11 protein-coding genes are annotated in these 16,782 nt (G+C 71.0%); 10 read left to right on the top strand and 1 reads right to left on the bottom strand.

The features are described from left to right. Positions 1 to 204: 204 nt before the first annotated feature. Positions 205 to 1,095, top strand: coding sequence for a hypothetical protein (locus tag ACLQ3B_RS03930; RefSeq protein ID WP_425777380.1), 891 nt, complete (start codon positions 205 to 207; stop codon positions 1,093 to 1,095). A gap of 219 nt (positions 1,096 to 1,314) precedes the next feature. Here the strand turns inward: ACLQ3B_RS03930 and ACLQ3B_RS03925 are convergent, their stop codons facing one another. Next, complete coding sequence (locus ACLQ3B_RS03925) at positions 1,315 to 4,023, bottom strand: MGH1-like glycoside hydrolase domain-containing protein (protein ID WP_425777378.1); 2,709 nt, start codon at positions 4,021 to 4,023, stop codon at positions 1,315 to 1,317. Between the two features lie 42 nt (positions 4,024 to 4,065). Here ACLQ3B_RS03925 and ACLQ3B_RS03920 point away from each other — a divergent pair, with 42 nt between their 5' ends. From ACLQ3B_RS03920 to ACLQ3B_RS03880, 9 genes are all read left to right on the top strand, one after another. After that, positions 4,066 to 6,009, top strand: coding sequence for an amylo-alpha-1,6-glucosidase (locus tag ACLQ3B_RS03920; RefSeq protein WP_425777376.1), 1,944 nt, complete (start codon positions 4,066 to 4,068; stop codon positions 6,007 to 6,009). Positions 6,010 to 6,146: 137 nt separating this feature from the next. Next, on the top strand, positions 6,147 to 7,484 hold the full coding sequence (locus ACLQ3B_RS03915; RefSeq protein ID WP_425777375.1) for a glycosyltransferase family 4 protein: 1,338 nt from the start codon (positions 6,147 to 6,149) through the stop codon (positions 7,482 to 7,484). Positions 7,485 to 7,567: 83 nt separating this feature from the next. Next, positions 7,568 to 9,265 (top strand): serine/threonine-protein kinase, encoded by a 1,698-nt coding sequence (locus ACLQ3B_RS03910; RefSeq protein WP_425777373.1) that lies wholly within the window; start codon positions 7,568 to 7,570, stop codon positions 9,263 to 9,265. Between the two features lie 119 nt (positions 9,266 to 9,384). Next, a complete protein-coding gene (locus tag ACLQ3B_RS03905; RefSeq protein ID WP_425777371.1) occupies positions 9,385 to 11,010 on the top strand; it encodes a protein kinase domain-containing protein in 1,626 nt (541 codons plus the stop codon). Positions 11,011 to 11,113: 103 nt separating this feature from the next. Continuing rightward, the gene (locus ACLQ3B_RS03900; RefSeq protein WP_425777369.1) at positions 11,114 to 11,923 is read left to right on the top strand and encodes a metal-dependent hydrolase; all 810 of its coding nucleotides are present in this window, start codon (positions 11,114 to 11,116) and stop codon (positions 11,921 to 11,923) included. Beyond that, positions 11,920 to 12,828, top strand: coding sequence for an amidohydrolase family protein (locus tag ACLQ3B_RS03895; RefSeq protein WP_425777368.1), 909 nt, complete (start codon positions 11,920 to 11,922; stop codon positions 12,826 to 12,828). Before ACLQ3B_RS03900 ends, ACLQ3B_RS03895 begins: the two co-directional genes overlap by 4 nt. 481 nt (positions 12,829 to 13,309) lie before the next feature. Continuing rightward, on the top strand, positions 13,310 to 14,359 hold the full coding sequence (locus tag ACLQ3B_RS03890) for a LacI family DNA-binding transcriptional regulator (RefSeq protein ID WP_425778043.1): 1,050 nt from the start codon (positions 13,310 to 13,312) through the stop codon (positions 14,357 to 14,359). Positions 14,360 to 14,443: 84 nt separating this feature from the next. Then, positions 14,444 to 15,748, top strand: a complete 1,305-nt coding sequence (locus tag ACLQ3B_RS03885; protein WP_425777366.1) for an ABC transporter substrate-binding protein — start codon at positions 14,444 to 14,446, stop codon at positions 15,746 to 15,748. A gap of 64 nt (positions 15,749 to 15,812) precedes the next feature. Next, positions 15,813 to 16,781: a carbohydrate ABC transporter permease gene (locus ACLQ3B_RS03880; protein ID WP_425777364.1), complete on the top strand. Its 969-nt coding sequence runs from the start codon at positions 15,813 to 15,815 to the stop codon at positions 16,779 to 16,781. The last annotated feature ends 1 nt before the right edge of the window (position 16,782 follow it).

Raw genomic sequence — 16,782 nt, 5'->3', positions numbered from 1 at the left:
CCCCCGGCGGCCGGCGGGGCCGGCGCTGCGGGGGGGCCTCGCTGGGGGGGCGGCCCCCCCGGGGGGCCCCCCACCTCCGTCGGTCAGCAGGACCCGGCGACAGGCGCGCGAACCGCGGCCCGCTACCGCGACAAGGGCGACATAGACAGGTCGACATCGACTGATACCCTCCTCTCGCCTTACCCCCAGAGGAGAGACACCGAATTGAAGAAGCTATCGACCGTCGCGGCCATGCTCGCACTCTCAGTTGGAATCGCTATTGCCCCGGCGGCAGCTGCCTACGCCGCTACGGACAGGAGCGGGGCGGAACGGCTGAACATCCCGAACAGCAGCGCGTGCAAGGCGGGTCGCACCGTCATGCAAGGCATGGCGGCAGGGCCAGGCGGCCAGCTTTACATCATTTTCACCAAGGCGGCCGGCGCGGAGCCCGTCCTGTCCAGGTGGTTGCGCGACGGCTCAACCTGGGACGGCGCCAGTTGGGTCTGCGCCGGGGCACCAACGTCCATACCCACACTCGGCCACGGTAACGACCTCGCCTACAACGCGAACTATCTGGGTCAGGGCCCGGCCCTGATTGCCACCCAGGGGAGCCAATCCGCGTTTCTGAGCGACACGGTGACAGTCGTTCGCCTGAACGGCGACGGATCTGTCGGCACGACCGGGGAAGTGCGTCTACCGATAGGCAACATCAGCGGCCTCTGCTTCAGCGTGACCGCTGCCGGCGGAGCCGGCAAATATGCTGCCCGACGATTGGGTAGCCTCTGGACCCATCCCGGCGCCGGCGCTCTGACGAGTGGATGGACGCTGGTGAAGAGCAATCTGACGAGTCACGATAATCGTTCCGACCAAGGCATCGACTGCTCGGAGAACTATATCTGGAACACCAGGTCGATCAACACCTCCACGCCCGCCACCGGGTGGAACTGGGTGTACCAGTACAACTGGTCTGGCGGCGACGTGGAGAGTGACATCGGAATTCCGGGGAACAACTTGGTCGATGAGATCGAAGACGTCACCCATGTGGGGAGCGAATTCTTCGTCGGCATCAACCGGAACGACGGGCTGGCCGACACCGTGAAGGTGCTCACCGAGTAGTTCGAGCAGCGGTACAACTCCCCCACATCATCCCCGCATCAACCCAGCCCATCCGCTCGATCTCATCCCAGGCGTACGAACGCCGCAAGCCTCCGCGATGACCTGACCTGATCGAAGCCCGCAAGATCCGCGCACTTTCCCTGATGTTGCTGCCTCCGACGGCCCCGAAGCAGCAACATCAGGGACGTTGCCGGGCGAGCGTGGGCGGGGGGCAGGCGGTCAGCGGCGGAGGGTGAGGATCAGGTCGGCGACCAGGGCCGTCCAGCCGGTCTGGTGCCAGGCGCCCAGGCCGGCCCCGTTGTCGCCGTGGAAGTACTCGGGGAACGCGATCAGGTCCCGCCAGTCCGGATGGGTCTGGAACATCTGAGCGGCACCGTAGATCGGCCGGCGGCCCCAGTCGTCCTGGGTGAAGAGTGAGATCAGCCGAGCGGAGAGGTCGTCGGCGATCTCATCCAGCGAACGCTTCACCCCGGAGCGGGTCGGGTACTCCACCTGGAGGTCGTCGCCGAAGAACGCCGCGTAGTCACGCAACGCACTGATCAGCAGGAAGTTCGTCGGCATCCAGATCGGGCCCCGCCAGTTCGAGTTGCCCCCGAATAGTCCGCTTGTCGACTCGGCCGGCTCGTAGCCGACGGAGAACTCCTGCCCGCCGAGGGTGACCGAGAACGGCTTGTCCAGATGAGCGCGGGACAGCGTACGGAGACCGAAGTCGGAGAGGAACTCGTCGGGGTCGAGCATCCGGGCGAGCAGGCGGACGACCTGCTCCGGGCCGACCATGGACAGCAGTCGCTGCTGCCGACCGTCGGGGCCGAGCCGGCGGGTGCCGATCACCTGGGCGTACTCCGGGCGGTTGGTCAGGAACCAGCGCAGCCGGGCCCCCAACTCTGGTAGGTGGTGCAGGGTCCTGGCGGTGAGCCGGGTGGTGGCGGCCAACGGCAGCAGCCCGACGACGGAGCGGACCTTCAGCGGCACCTTCGTGCCGTCGGCGAGGCGCAGCACGTCGTAGAAGAAGGCGTCCTCCTCGTCCCACAACCCCTGCTCGTACGCGGCGGCGGCGATGTAGGCGAAGTGCTCGAAGAACTTGGTGGCGGTGTCCACCCAGGTCCGGTCGTGTTCGGCGAGCACGATCGCCATGTCCAGCAGGTTGAGCGCGTACATGCCCATCCAGCCGGTGCCGTCGGACTGCTCCAGCACACCGGCGACCGGCAGCGCCGCCGAGCGGTCGAACGGCCCGACGTTGTCCAGGCCCAGGAAGCCGCCCTCGAAGACGTTGTTGCCGCCGGTGTCCTTGCGGTTGACCCACCAGGTGAAGTTGAGCAGCAGCTTGTGCATCACCCGGGCCAGGAACTCGTAGTCCCGGCCGCCGTCGATCTCGAACACCTTCAGCGCCGCCCACGCGTGCACCGGCGGGTTCACGTCACCGAACGCCCACTCGTACGCCGGGATCTGCCCGTTGGGGTGCAGGTACCACTCGCGGAGCAGGAGCAGCAGTTGCTCCTTGGCGAAGCCCGGGTCGACCCGGGCGATGCTCACGCAGTGGAAGGCCAGGTCCCAGGCCGCGTACCAGGGGTATTCCCACGGGTCGGGCATGGAGATGACGTCGAAGCTGGTCATGTGCCACCAGGCGCTGTTGCGCCCGTGCCGACGCCCGGCCGGCGGCGACGTCGAACCCGGGTCGCCTTCGAGCCACCGTTTGACGTCGAAGTGGTAGAACTGCTTGCCCCACATCAGCCCGGCGATGGCCTGCCGGGCGACAAGCGCCTCGTCGGGTGTGGCGGCCGGCGGGATCACTCCGGCGAAGAACCGGTTCGCCTCGGCCCGACGCGCCCACACCACGGCCTCGAAGCCGTCGCTGAGGTCGGCCGGGGGCGGCGGCGCGGCGGCCGGCGGCGACGCGGTACGGGTGAGCCGCAGCCGGATCTGGCGCTGCCCGCCGGCCGGCACGTCGAGCACGTAGTGCAGCGCGCCCTTGGTGCCCTCCCGGGCCGGGTTGACAGTGGCCGCGCCGTTGACGACGTGGTCGTTGATGCCGTCCTTCGGGTACGGGGAGCGGCCGGGCAGGCCCCAGAGCCGTTCGGCGTTGGTGTCGTTGTCGCAGAGCAGCGGCACCGGGCCGCCGTCGCCCTCCAGCAGTAGTTGGCCGAGCACCCGGTGCTCGCCGACGAGCCGGGTGCCCTGGCCGGTCAGCCGGGGGATCCGGTCGCCGCCGGGCAGGCCCCAGGACCAGGTGTTACGGAACCACAGGGTGGGCAGGACGTGCAGGGTCGCCGCCCGGTCGCCCCGATTGGCGACGGTCACCACCATGCAGAGGTCGGTCGGGGACGCCTTGGCGTAGTCGACGGTCACCGCCCAGTACCTGTCGTCGTCGAAGATCCCGGTGTCCACCAACTCGTACTCGGTGTCGTCGCGGCCGCGCAACGCGTTCACCGCGACGAGTTCGTCGTACGGGAAGGCGGCCTGCGGGTAGTGGTAGCGCCAGCGCATCCAGGAGTGGGTGGGCGTGGAGTCCTCGTACCACCAGTACTCCTTGACGTCCTCGCCGTGGTTGCCGCCGTCGCCGCCGAGGCCGAACATCCGCTCCTTGAGGATCGGATCCTTGCCGTTCCAGAGGGCCAGGGCGAACGCGAAGGTCTGTCGTTCGTCGCAGACGCCGGCCATCCCGTCTTCATTCCACCGGTAGGCTCTGGACCGCGCGTGGTCATGCGGGAAGTAGTCCCAGGCCGTACCGTGCTCGCTGTAGTCCTCCCGTACCGTCCCCCACGCCCGTTCGGACAGATAGGGACCCCATGCACGCCAGTCCTGCTCCCCCGAGTCGGCCTGGGCGAGCCGGAGCCGCTCAGCGTCGGGTGGCGAGGCGTCGGAGGACGATCGGTCAGTGATCACGTGCACATCTTTGACGTCGCCGCGGTACTTGACCACAGCGGCCATTCTCGTCGTGGCGTGTTACACCCCGCCGCCGCTGGAGGAAAATTGATCGACATTCACTTCGGCCCGCAGATCTGCGGCGACCTGAGCAGCGCATCCAGCCGGGAGTGGCTGGTCCCCGACGGCCTCGGCGGCTATGCGATGGGCACGGTCGGCGGGCTGCGGACACGTCGCTACCACGGCCTGTTGGTGGTTCCCGGTGAAACGCCGGCGTCCCGCCAAGTGGGACTGGTCAGTCTCGATCCGGCGGTCACCCTGCCGTCCGGAGCGCGGGTGCGCCTCGGCGCGCACGAATGGGCCTCCGGCGACGTGGACCCGCGCGGCTTCGAGCTGTTGGAGCGTTTCGACCTGGTCGACGGGCTGCCCCGGTGGCGGTGGCGGATCGGCGCGGTGGTGATCGAACGGGAGTTGGCCATGCTGCCCGGGCGCTCCTGCGTCGCGGTGGTGCACCGGCTGGTCGCCGGTGGTCCCGTCCGGCTGGAGCTGTCGGCCGCCTGCACCTGGCGGGACGCGCACGGCGAACGGCGGGCCGACGGCCCGATCCCGCAGGTCGAGGCGGTGGCCGACGGCGCGGTCGTCGAGGGCGCGTACCGGCTCGCCGGGCCGGGCTGGGCGCCCGAGGGGCAGTGGTGGCTGGGCGTGCACCACCGCGAGGAGGCCAATCGTGGTCTCAACGCCGACGAGGACCTCTGGTACGCGGGCCGCTTCTCCGGCGAGTTGGAACGCCCCGGCGACACGGTGTCGGTGCGGGCCTGGGCCGGTCGACTCGACGAGGAGCCGCCGCCGGCAACGGAGATCGTGGCGGCGGCGCGACGGCGCAACCGGCGGGTGGTGGCGACGGCGAAGCCGGCCGACGACGTGGACGCCACCCTGGCGCTGGCCGCCGACGCGTTCGTGGTGCGCACCGGCCAGGCGGCGGTGGACGTGGTCGCCGGGTACCCGTGGTTCGGGGCCTGGTCGCGGGACACGATGATCTCGTACGAGGGGTTGTTCCTCTGCACGGGTCGCGCCGACGAGGGTCGGGAGCTGCTGCGGGCGTACGCGGCGACGCTGTCGGAGGGGATGCTCGCCAACACGGCCGACACCGGTCGGGTGGAGTACAACACCGTCGACGGAACGCTGTGGTTCCTGCACGCGGTGAGTCGGCACGTCACCGTCACCGGCGACACCGACCTCGGCGACGAGCTGCTGCCCGCGCTGCGCGCCGTGATCGACGCCCACCTGGCCGGCACCCGGTACGGGATCCGCGTCGACCCGGCCGACGGGCTGCTCACCCAGGGTGCCGCCGGCACGGCGCTGACCTGGATGGACGCCCGGGTGTACGGGGTGCCGGTCACCCCGCGTACCGGCAAGCCGGTCGAGGTCAACGCGTTGTGGATCAACGGGCTGGCCGGGGTCGCGGAGCTGGCCGAGTTGGCCGGGCAGGACGCGGACGAGCTGTGGCGACGTCACGCTCAGGCCACCGCCTCGTTCCGGGAGCGGTTCCCGGCCCCGACCGGCTGGCTGCACGATGTGCTGGACGCGCCGGCGCCGGCGTACCCGCTGGGTGGCGCCGCCCTGCACGACGACGACGCGTTGCGCCCCAACCAGCTGTTGGCCTGGTCGCTGCCGTACGCGCCGATGGAGCCGGACGAGGCGACGCTGCGGCGGATCGCGGACGGGCTGCTCACCCCGCTCGGGCCGCGCAGTCTCGCCCCGGACTCCACCGAGTTCGTGGGCCGGCACCGGGGTGGCCCGGCCGACCGGGACGGGGGCTATCACCAGGGCACGGTCTGGCCGTGGCTGCTCGGCCCGTACGTGGACGCCGCGCGTCGTGGAAAGATATCCGTCGATGACGCATTCATTGGCATTGAGTCCCATTTGATGGAGTTCGGGTTAGGCTCGGTGAGCGAGACGGCCGATGGCCTCGCGCCGCACACCGCTACCGGCTGCCCGTTCCAGGCATGGTCGGTGGCCGAGCTGCTGCGGGTGCGGCGAAAGAGCCAGTAGCGCTTTACACGACCGCAACGGTGGTGTTGCCGCTGGTTATCGCGATCCCGGCAGGATTGGCCTCGATCCAGACGCGACGGCGACATCGATTCCGGTGTCGGTCGGCGCGCGCCCGGGGACAACTCAAAGGGGGCCGCATGTCACTCGATGCCCACGTGATCGACATCAACCCCGCCCGACAGCTGCGGGTGCTGATGCTCTCCTGGGAGTACCCGCCGGTGCTCGTCGGCGGTCTCGGCCGACACGTGCACGCCCTCTCCGTCGCCCTCGCCGCCGCCGGCCACGAGGTCACCGTCGTCACCCGCCACTCCGACGGCGCACCCCTAGAGGAATACGCCGACGGCGTCCGCATCCTGCGCGCCCCCGAAGACCCGGTCACCTTCCCCCTCGCCACCGGCTCACTGCTGGCCTGGACCATGGCCTTCAACCACACCCTCACCCGCACCGCCCTACGCGCCACCCAGGCCGGCTCCTACGACGTCATCCACGCCCACGACTGGCTCGTCGCCCACACGGCCGTCACGCTCGCCGAGCACCTGGACCTCCCCCTGGTCACCACCATGCACGCCACCGAGGCCGGCCGGCACCAGGGCTGGCTGCCGGAGGAGATGAACCGCACCATCCACGGCGTCGAACACTGGCTCAGCAGTTCCTCCATTCGGGTGATCGCCTGCTCCGGGTACATGCGCGACCAGGTGACCGCGCTGTTCGACACACCGGCCGCCCAGGTCGACGTGGTGCCCAACGGGGTCGACGACCGAGCCTGGCGGGCCCGTCCCCGAGCGGTCGCGTCAGCCCGGGCACGGTTCGCCGGGGACGGCCCGTTGGTCGGGTACGCCGGGCGGCTGGTCTACGAGAAGGGCGTCCAGCACCTGGTGCACGCCATACCCCGGCTCCGCGAACGGCACCCGGGGCTGCGCGTGGTGATCGCCGGCGACGGCCCGTACCGCACCGAGTTGGAGGCGGAGGCCCGCCGGCTGGCGCTCAGCTCGACCATCCGGTTCACCGGGTTCCTCGACTCCACCCAACTGCCGGCGATGCTCGGCGCCACCGACGCGACTGTGGTCCCCAGCCTCTACGAGCCGTTCGGCATGGTGGCGCTGGAGGCGGCGGCCGCCGGAGCACCCCTGGCGGTGGCCCGGACCGGCGGCCTCGCCGAGATCGTCGAACCCGGCGTGACCGGGGTGACGTTCCCGCACAGCGACCCGGACGCGCTCGCCGGCGCGGTCGGCCAACTGCTCGGCGACGAGGTCTTCGCCCGGCGGCTCGCTCGCCGGGCCCGCACGATGGTCGGCGAGCGGTACGGCTGGGCCACCATCGCGGCCCGTACCGCCGCCAGCTACGCCACCGCCCGACGCGAACACGGCCCGGTGCAGGCCCGCCGCGCCGCCGCCCGACTTGCCGGCGGGCGGACCAGGATCGCCATCCCGGAGGGGAACCTGTTCGCCGCCGCCGCCGAGCACGCCGCATGCTGAGCTGAGTCGGACGACCGATAGGTGACTTCCGATCCGCTGGTTAGGGTGTAGCCCGGACAGCGGCTGAGGAGGAGCGTGCACAGGTGCTGATCGCCGGTCGGTACCGGCTGCTCGACCTGGTGGGTCGCGGGGGCATGGGTCGGGTGTGGCGCGCCCGCGACGAGATGCTGCACCGCGAGGTAGCCGTCAAGGAGATCGTTCCACCGAGTTGGTTGGACGATCGCGAACGGGCCGAGGTGCGCTCGCGCACCTTGCGGGAGGCGCGCGCCGCGGCCCGACTCAACCACCCGGCGGTGGTCCGGCTCTACGACGTCGTCGCGGTCGACGGCAGCCCCTGGATCGTCATGGAGTACGTCCCGTCCCGCACCCTCCAGGACGTCGTGGACGCCGAGGGCCCCCTGGAGCCGGCCCGCGCGGCCCGGATCGGCCTGGCCGTCCTGGACGCGCTGCAGGCCGCGCACACCGCCGGGGTGCTGCACCGCGACATCAAACCGCAGAACGTGCTCGTGGCGCACGACGGGCGGGTGATGCTCACCGACTTCGGGCTGGCCACCTTCGACGGTGGCGACGGCGCGATGACCCGCCCCGGCATGGTCCTCGGCTCCCCGCAGTACGTGGCCCCGGAGCGGGCCGCCGAGGGGGTGTCCACGGTGGCCGCCGATCTGTGGTCGCTCGGTGCGACCCTGCACGCGGCCGTGGAGGGTCAGTCCCCGTACGCCCGCAGCACCGCGATGGCCACCCTGAGCGCGCTGGCCGCCGGCCCACCGGATCCGGCCCCGCACGCCGGGACGCTCGCGCCGGTGCTTGACGGGCTGCTGCGCCGCGACCCGCGCGACCGCCTCGATCACGACACGGCCCGTCGGTTGCTCACCACGGCCGCGACCGGTCGTGCCGACGGGCCGTCGGCGACCGACCGGTCCTCGGCCGACGCGCCAAGCCCAGGGCCGGTCGGCCAGCCCGCTACGGCCGACGACCCCGACGACCAGGACCCCACCCTTCCGCTGCCCGACCCCGACGCCCCGGCCGCAGCCGGCGCCTCCCCCACGCCGGCCCCGGATCCGGCCGCCGCCGGGCGTACCGCGCGTCGGGTGGCGATGGTCGCCGTGGCGCTGCTGGTCGCCGTCGTGGCCGGCGTCGGCACCGCGCTGACCGTCACCGGTGACAAGCCCGCCGACACCACCGGATGGTCCTCCCCGCCGCCGAACCGTCCGCCCAACGGCGGGCCGTTCGGGCCCGGCCCGCCACCCGGCCCGCCGCCGAATGGGCGCGACGTCCCCCCGCCCCCGTTCGCCTGTGTCCGTCCGGACATCGCCGGTACGGCCGTGCAGGCCAGCACGCCGGCCTCGGGCGAGGAGTTCCGGCCGCCGCCCGGCTGGGTCTGGCACGCCGACACCGCCGGCTTCCGGGTCTCGGTACCGGCGACGTGGCTGACCTCCCGCGACGGCACGGTGGCCTGCTTCCAGGACCCGGCTACCGGCCGGGCGTTCAGCGTCGCCGAGGGCGGCGCCGTCGATCCCCTGGAGCGGCTGCGGACCGCCCGCGAGGCGGCAGCCGGCGCCGGCTCCCTGCCGGGGTACGACGAGATCCGGCTCGCCGCGGGCGAGGGTGGCGCCGAGTGGGAACTTCGCTGGCAGACACCACACGGGCCATGGCTGCGCGCCCGGCAACAGATCCTCGGCGCCAACCGCTGGACGTTGGGTTGGATCACCCGGGACGAGGACTGGGCCGGCGCCGCGGCCGACTGGAATCTGGTGCGAGAGAGTTTCCGACCACCCCGCTGACCTGCACCGTATGGCCATGATCCGGACCACCGTCCGGCGTGGATCGAGGCCGCTCAGTGGATGGGAAAGCCGACATCGGTGGCTATCGTGGATCCCGGGGTGACCGAGGGGGAGCGACCGTGCATCAGTTGCTGATCGCGGGTCGGTACCGGCTGCTCGACCTGGTCGGCACCGGCGGAATGGGCCGGGTGTGGCTTGCACGCGACGAGATGTTGCATCGCGACGTGGCGGTGAAGGAAGTAGTGCCGCCGTCCTGGCTGGCCGAGACCGAGCGCGAGGAGTTGCGGCTACGAACCCTGCGCGAGGCACGCACCGCCGCCCGGCTCAACCATCCCAACGTGGTCCGCCTCTACGACGTGGTCCACGACCGGGACAGCCCCTGGATCGTGATGGAGTACGTGCCCTCGCGATCGGTGCAGCAGATCATCAGCGCCGAGGGGCCGCTGAGCCCGCAGCGCACCGCCCGGATCGGGCTGGCGGTGCTCGCCGCGTTGCGGGCCGCGCACGCCGCCGGAGTGCTGCATCGCGACGTGAAGCCGCACAACGTGCTGGTGGCCGACGACGGACGGGTGGTGCTCACCGACTTCGGGCTGGCCACCTTCGACGGCGGTGAGGGTGTGATGACCGGGCCTGGCACGGTGCTCGGCTCACCACAGTTCGTCGCCCCCGAGCGGGCCCGCGAAGGGGTGTCCGACGCGCGTACCGACATGTGGTCGCTGGGCGCGACGCTCTACGCGACGGTCGAGGGTCAGTCACCGTACGCACGGTCGAGCGCGATGGCGACGCTCAGCGCGCTGGCCACCGAACCACCGGATCCGATGCGTCGGGCCGGTCCGCTGCGTCCCGTCCTCACCGGCCTGTTGCAGCGCGACCCCTGGCGGCGGCTGACCGCCGTCGAGGCCGAGCCGCTGCTGCGCAGCGCCGCGGCGAGCCAGGACGAGCCCGCCGGGTCTGCCCGGTCCTCGGCGGTCGCGGCGGTCCGCAGCGCCGGCCGGGCCATCGCGCCCCACCCGGTCGAACCGGTGGCCCTGTCGGACGAGCCGGCGACGCCGAGCCGTCGCCCACCGCGCCGACCCGGCCGGCGACGACGCCTGATCGCCCTCGGTGGTGCGGCCACCGCCCTGCTCGTCGCGGGAGGCGTCACGCTGGCGTTGGTCAACCGACCCGACGACCGGACCCCACCGTCCGGCTCGGGCGGTGGCGCGCCGACCGCCCGGCCGGCGGCGTTCGCCTGCGCGTCGTCCCCGCCGCCGTCGGCGACCCCGGTGGTGGCGGTGTCACCGCCGGCCGACGTGAAGTACGGGCTGCGCGAGGGCTGGACCTGGTACGACGACCCGACCGGTTTCCGGATCGCCGCGCCGGTGGAATGGTCACGCTGGACCGAAGGCTCGGTGACCTGCTTCCGGAAAACCGGCGGGTCTCGGGTGCTCAGCGTCGAGGCCGGGCCGACCCGCCGGGATCCGGTGGCCTACTGGAAGGCCGAGGAGACTCGGCTGACCGTGGCCAAGGCGCTGCCGGACTATCGCAAGGTGGACATCTCCGCGATGGACATCTTCGAGGGTGGCGCGGTGTGGGAGTGCGGCTGGCGCAACGCCGTCGGCGTTCCGGTGCACAGCTTCCGGCTGCTGGTCAACACCTCCGCCGACCGCTCCTACACCGTCTCGTGGTTGACAGAAGAGTTCGACTGGCAGGTCAACGCGGCATACTTGCCGATGATCCGGCAGAGCTTCACCCCCAACCTGTGACACGGTCCGATGTGGATTCCCCGGGTGATGCCCCTGCGGCGCCGACGCTGACTACAGTGGCGTAGTTTTGGGCGCTCAAGATCCCTGGGGAGGGTGAGCCGAGATGATGGGACCGCAACACGCGCTGTCCGGCGCGGCGGTGTGGCTGGCTGGCTCCTGGGCGCTGGAGCAGTTCGCCGACTACCACCAGTCGCCGCTCGCGTTGGCGGTGGGCACCGCGGTGTGCGCCGGTGGCGCGCTCTTTCCCGACCTCGACATGTCGGGCAAGGTGACCAAGAACCAGGGCGGGGCCACAGTGGCCCGCACCTTCGGGGTCTTCTCGCTCTTCGCCGCCGAGGTGATGGAGAAGATCTCCCTCGGGGTCTACTACGCCACGAAGCTCAGCAGGGACCCGCGCCGCAACAACGGGCACCGGACGCTGACCCACACGCTGCCGTTCACCGTGCTCGTCGGTTGGGGCACCACCGCGCTCTGCGCCGCGTACGGCAAGTGGGCGGTCATCACCATCCTGTTCTTCATGTTCGGCCTGGCGCTGCGCGGGCTGTTCGACGAGTGGGCCGAGCGGGCCGGCTGGGTGATCATCACTCTCGCCTCGGCCGGTGCGGCCTGGTTCACCTTCGCGAACCTGCCGGGCGGACGCGGCTATCCGCTGATCGGCACCGCGTTGGGCGTCGGCTGCTTCGTGCACATCCTCGGCGACATGATCACCCGGGCCGGTGTGCCGATCCTCTGGCCGATCCCGATCAAGCGCCGCATGTGGATGATGATCGGCCTGCCGAACAAAATCGCCCTGCGCGTCGGCAGCAAGGCCGAAGTGGTCGGGATGCGCATCGCGCTGACCGTCGTCTCGGCGCTCGCGACCGTCGGCCTGATCGCGCCCTCGGTGCTGAGCCGATTCGACATCGACATATGACCGATCCGGCGCCGGCGGTCCCGCCGGTCGCGGACGAGCGCGTACCGGAGTTCATCCGCGCGCTGGGGCTACCCGGCCTCGCCGACGTACACGTGCACTTCCTGCCGCCGCGACTGCTGCGTCGGGTGTGGGCCTACTTCGACGCCGCCGGACCGCTGGTGGGCACCGAGTGGCCGATCCTCTACCGGTGGAGCGACGCCGACCGGGTCGCGCACCTGCGCCGGCTCGGAGTGCGGGCGTTCAGCGCGTTGGCGTACGCGCACCGGCCGGGCATGGCTGCGGAACTCAACCGCTGGACGCTGGACTTCGCCCGCGACACCCCGGGGTGCCTGGCCTCGGCCACGTTCTACCCCGAGCCGGACGCCCCCGGGTACGTCGAGTCGGCCCTCGCGCAGGGCGCCCGGCTGTTCAAGCTGCACCTGCAGGTCGGCGGGTTCGCGCCGACCGATCCGGCGCTGGACCAGGTATGGGGCATGTTGTCGGACGCGGGGACGCCGGTGGTGGTGCACGCCGGGCACGCGCCGGTGGGGACCGCCCACACCGGCCCGGACCCGTTCGCCGCCCTGCTCGCCCGCCACCCTCGGCTGACCGCCGTAGTGGCGCACATGGGCGCCCCGGACTACCGAGCCTTCCTGGACCTCGCCGAGACGTACGAGCGGGTCCGGCTGGACACCACCATGGCGTTCACACCCTTCTTCGATCGGTTCGTCCCCTTCCCCGCCGACGAGATGCCCCGGTTGCGCGAGTTGGGGCTGGCCGGCAAGGTGCTGCTGGGCAGCGACTTCCCGAACATTCCGTACCCGTACGCCGAGCAGGTGACCGGGCTGGCCCGGCTGGACCTGGGCGACGACTGGCTGCGCGCGATCTGCTGGACCAACGCCGCCACCCTGTTCAACCTGCCCTGACCCCCGCGCCCCGCGCCCCGCGCCCCGCGCCCCGCGCCCCGCGCCCCGCGCCCCGCGCCCCGCGCCCCGCGCCCCGCGCCAAGATCGTGCCCGATCCTTGATGTAGTGGCCTCCGCGACGTCCCGAGGGAACTACATCCAGGATCGAGCACGATCTTGCCGTCGCACCCGTTGACCGGCGGCAAAGATCCGCGCAACTTCCCGGATGTTGCTGCCTCTGGCGGGCGGAAGGGCGCAGGATCCCCGATGTTGCGCAGATCTTGGCCGCGACCGACCGACCGACCGACCGCGACCGACCGACCGACCGCGGACGGCGCGGGCTGGACGAGGCCCCCGCGCGCCCCCTGAATTCTTTTCGACATCGGCTATTGACGTCGCCGTAACAGGTGGCCTAGCGTCCTGTCGAACCGCTTCGTCGAAACGCTTCGACGAAGATCGGGAGCGGTCCCACCCCAGGCCAGAGGAGGTGCGCGGTGGCCACCATGCACGACGTCGCCCGCCTCGCACAGGTCTCGGTCAGCACCGTCTCGTACGTGCTCACCGGCACCCGGCCGATCTCGCAGGCGACCCGCAACAAGGTGCTCGCCGCGATGGCGCAGCTCGACTACCAGCCCAACGCGATGGCCCGAGGGCTGGCCAGTCGCCGCAGCCGGATCCTCGGCCTGCTGATGCCGATGGACGAACGCGGCCTCGGCGCCACCGAGACCGCCTTCGTCACCGGCGCCGCCGCCGCGGCCAGCGTCGCCGGCTACCACCTGGTGCTCTCGCCGGTCGGCGGGGGCAACCTCGACGACCTGCGTCGGCTGGCCAGCCAGCGGATGCTCGACGGGGTCGTGCTGATGGAGGTCCAACTCGCCGACGAGCGGGTCACCGTGCTCCAGGAGGCCGGGGTGCCGCTGGTGCTCATCGGCCGTACCGGCGACACGAGCACGCTCTCCTACGTCGACATCGACTTCGACCAGACCGTCCGGGAGGCCGTCGCGCACCTGGTCGGCCTCGGGCACCGGCGGATCGTCTACGTCAACCACTCGGCCGCCACGCTGGCCAGCGGTTACGGGCCCGCGCTGCGTACCCGTGACGCCTTCACCGCGGCGATGACCGGGCACGGCCTGGAGCCGGTGATGATCGCGGCCGAGGACAGCGCCGCGGGCGGGCGGGCCGCCCTGGCCGCCGCGTTCGTGCGGGCCCCGGAACTGACCGCGGTGTTGGCCATGAACGAGACGGCGATCTTCGGCATCCTCGGCGAGTTGACCGGCCGCGGCTTGTCGGTGCCCGACGACGTCTCCGTCGTCTCGATGGTCACCTCGCCGCAGGTCGCCGAGCTGGCCACCCCGGCGCTGACCGCGATGACGTCACCCGGCTCGGCGCTCGGCCGGATCGCGATCGAGGCGCTGACGCGCCACCTGGATGGCCCCGCCGACCTTCGTCACCAGCAACTGCTGCCGTGCGCGTTGGAGGTCCGCGGGTCGACCGCCGCACCCCGGCGGGTGGCATTGGCGACCTCTGGTCCACCGTCGAAGGACGGCGGCTGACCAGCGAAAACGGCCCGCCATCGCGCTGCAACGCGACGACGGGCCCCGTGAAGTACCGGCTAGTACTCAACGAGGAGGATAGTAATGCAGCGATTCCACCGGCTTGTCGCCGCGATCGCCCTGGCAGCGACCGCGACGACCACTGTGGCCGCCTGCGGCGGTGGTGACAACGGGGACAACAGCGACGCCAAGGTTCTGAAGCTCTGGCACTACGAGAGCGAGAACAGCGCCATGGGGATCGGCTGGAACCGGGCGATCGAGCTCTTCAAGTCCGAGCACCCGGGCGTCGAGGTGCGCTTCGAGCGCAAGGCGTTCGAGCAGATCCAGCAGAACGCCGGCATGATCATCAACTCGTCCGAGGGCCCGGACATCATGGAGTACAACAAGGGCAACGCGACCGCCGGGCTGCTCTCCTCCCAGGGCCTGCTGGCCGACCTGAGCAGCGAGGCCGACAAGCGCGGCTGGGCCGACAAGCTCAGCCCCAGCCTGCAGACCACCGCCCGGTACAGCGACAAGGGCGTGATGGGCTCCGGCAAGTGGTTCGGTGTGCCGAACTACGGCGAGTACGTCACTGTCTACTACAACAAGGACCTGTTCCAGCGGAACGGCGTCAAGGTCCCCACCACCATGGCCGAGATGACCGCCGCGATGGACACCTTCGTCGGCAAGGGCATCACCCCGCTGGGCATGGCCGGCGCCGAGTACCCGGCCGGGCAGCTCTTCTACCAGCTCGCCCTGTCCAAGGGCGACAGGCAGTTCGTCGACAACTACCAGCTCTACAAGAACCCTGTCGACTTCAAGGCCGACCCGCTCAAGTACGGCGCGGACACCTTCGCCCAGTGGGTCCAGAAGGGCTACGTCGCGAAGAACTCGGCAAGCCTCAAGGCCGAGGACATGGGCACCGCCTTCATCGGCGGCAAGGTTCCGATGATCGTCTCGGGTAGCTGGTGGTACGGCCGGTTCAAGACCGAGATGAAGGCCAACTGGGACACCTTCCTCTTCCCCGGCAACACCCTGCAGGCCGGCTCCTCCGGCAACCTCTGGGTGGTCCCGGAGAACAGCAAGGCCAAGAGCCTGGCGTACGACTTCATCGACATCACCCTTCGTCCGGAGATCCAGGACCTGATCGGCAACAACGGTGGCGTTCCGGTCGCCGCCGACGCGTCGAAGATCAGTGACCCGAAGGACCGCAAGCTGATCGAGGACTTCAACACGGTCAGCAAGTCCGACGGGCTCGCCTTCTACCCGGACTGGCCGGTCCCCGGCTACTACGACGTGCTGGTCTCCGGCTTCCAGGGCCTGATCAACGGCTCGAAGTCGCCCGACCAGGTCCTCGACACGATCGCCAAGCCGTACGCCGATGGCGTCAAGGAGATCACCGGCAAGTGACACGGCGAGCGGCGGGCGCGACCGGCACGACCGGCGCGCCCGCCCGCGCCGGGAAGGATCTTCCATGGCAGTCTCCGAGACGGTCGCCGCCACACCGCCGGCCGCGACCCCCACCCCGCCCGCGCCCAGCCGCAGACGCCGCGGCCGCAACGCGGCGTACTGGCTCTACCTGCTCCCCGGAGCGGTGCTCTTCCTCCTGGTCATCGGCGCACCCCTGCTCGGCACCCTCTACCTGTCGCTGACCAAGTGGTCCGGCGTCGGCGACCCCCGGTGGGTCGGCCTGGACAACTACCAGCAGTTGCTGCAGGACGACGTGTTCTGGGCGTCGTTCCGCAACACCATCTGGATGCTCGTCGCGATGGTGGTGGTGCCCACATTGCTCGGGCTGCTGCTCGCCGCGGTGCTCTTCGACGTCATCGGCCGCCGGTTCAAGCCCCGCACCGCCGCCGCGCTGCGGGCCGCGTTCTACCTCCCGCAGGTGCTGCCCGTCGTGGTGGCCGGCATCGTCTGGGGCTGGATCCTCCGCCCCGACGGCGCGTTCAACAGCCTCCTCGACGCGGTCGGTCTCGGCGCGCTCCGCCACGACTGGCTCGGCGACCCGGGCACCGCCCTGCCGGCCGTGATGGCCGTGATGATCTGGGTGCAGATCGGCTACCCGGTGGTCGTCTTCATGGCGGCGTTGCAGCGGGTCGACCCCGAGCTGTACGAGGCGGCCGAGGTCGACGGCGCGAACTGGCTGCACCGGTTCCGGGCGATCACCCTCCCGCAGATCCGGCCGGAGACCTTCGTGGTGGCCCTGACCTGCACCATCGCCGCGTTGAAGGTGTTCGGGCCGATCTTCGCCCTGACCCGGGGCGGCCCGGACAACGCCACAAACGTGCCGTCGTACTTCGCCTACTACACGTTCTTCAAGAAGCTGCAGGTCGGCTACGGCTCCGCGATCTCCACGGTGCTGACGCTGATCATCGTGGTGGTGGCCGGCGTCTTCATCTGGATGCAGGCCCGCAGCGAACGCCGGGACCGGGGGTTCTGAG

Origin of the sequence: Micromonospora sp. DT53, assembly GCF_049841535.1 — a bacterium.
In the GTDB taxonomy this organism is placed as follows: domain Bacteria; phylum Actinomycetota; class Actinomycetes; order Mycobacteriales; family Micromonosporaceae; genus Micromonospora.
The sequence above is the reverse complement of the archived record's forward strand: the minus strand, read 5'-3'. Positions and strand labels throughout refer to the sequence as shown.

Coding starts and splice junctions, on each gene's coding strand:
- ACLQ3B_RS03925 (WP_425777378.1), bottom strand. CDS start 4,023: ATGGCCGCTGTGGTCAAGTACCGCGGCGACGTCAAAGATGTGCACGTG.
- ACLQ3B_RS03915 (WP_425777375.1), top strand. CDS start 6,147: ATGTCACTCGATGCCCACGTGATCGACATCAACCCCGCCCGACAGCTG.
- ACLQ3B_RS03900 (WP_425777369.1), top strand. CDS start 11,114: ATGATGGGACCGCAACACGCGCTGTCCGGCGCGGCGGTGTGGCTGGCT.
- ACLQ3B_RS03895 (WP_425777368.1), top strand. CDS start 11,920: ATGACCGATCCGGCGCCGGCGGTCCCGCCGGTCGCGGACGAGCGCGTA.
- ACLQ3B_RS03890 (WP_425778043.1), top strand. CDS start 13,310: ATGCACGACGTCGCCCGCCTCGCACAGGTCTCGGTCAGCACCGTCTCG.
- ACLQ3B_RS03885 (WP_425777366.1), top strand. CDS start 14,444: ATGCAGCGATTCCACCGGCTTGTCGCCGCGATCGCCCTGGCAGCGACC.
- ACLQ3B_RS03880 (WP_425777364.1), top strand. CDS start 15,813: ATGGCAGTCTCCGAGACGGTCGCCGCCACACCGCCGGCCGCGACCCCC.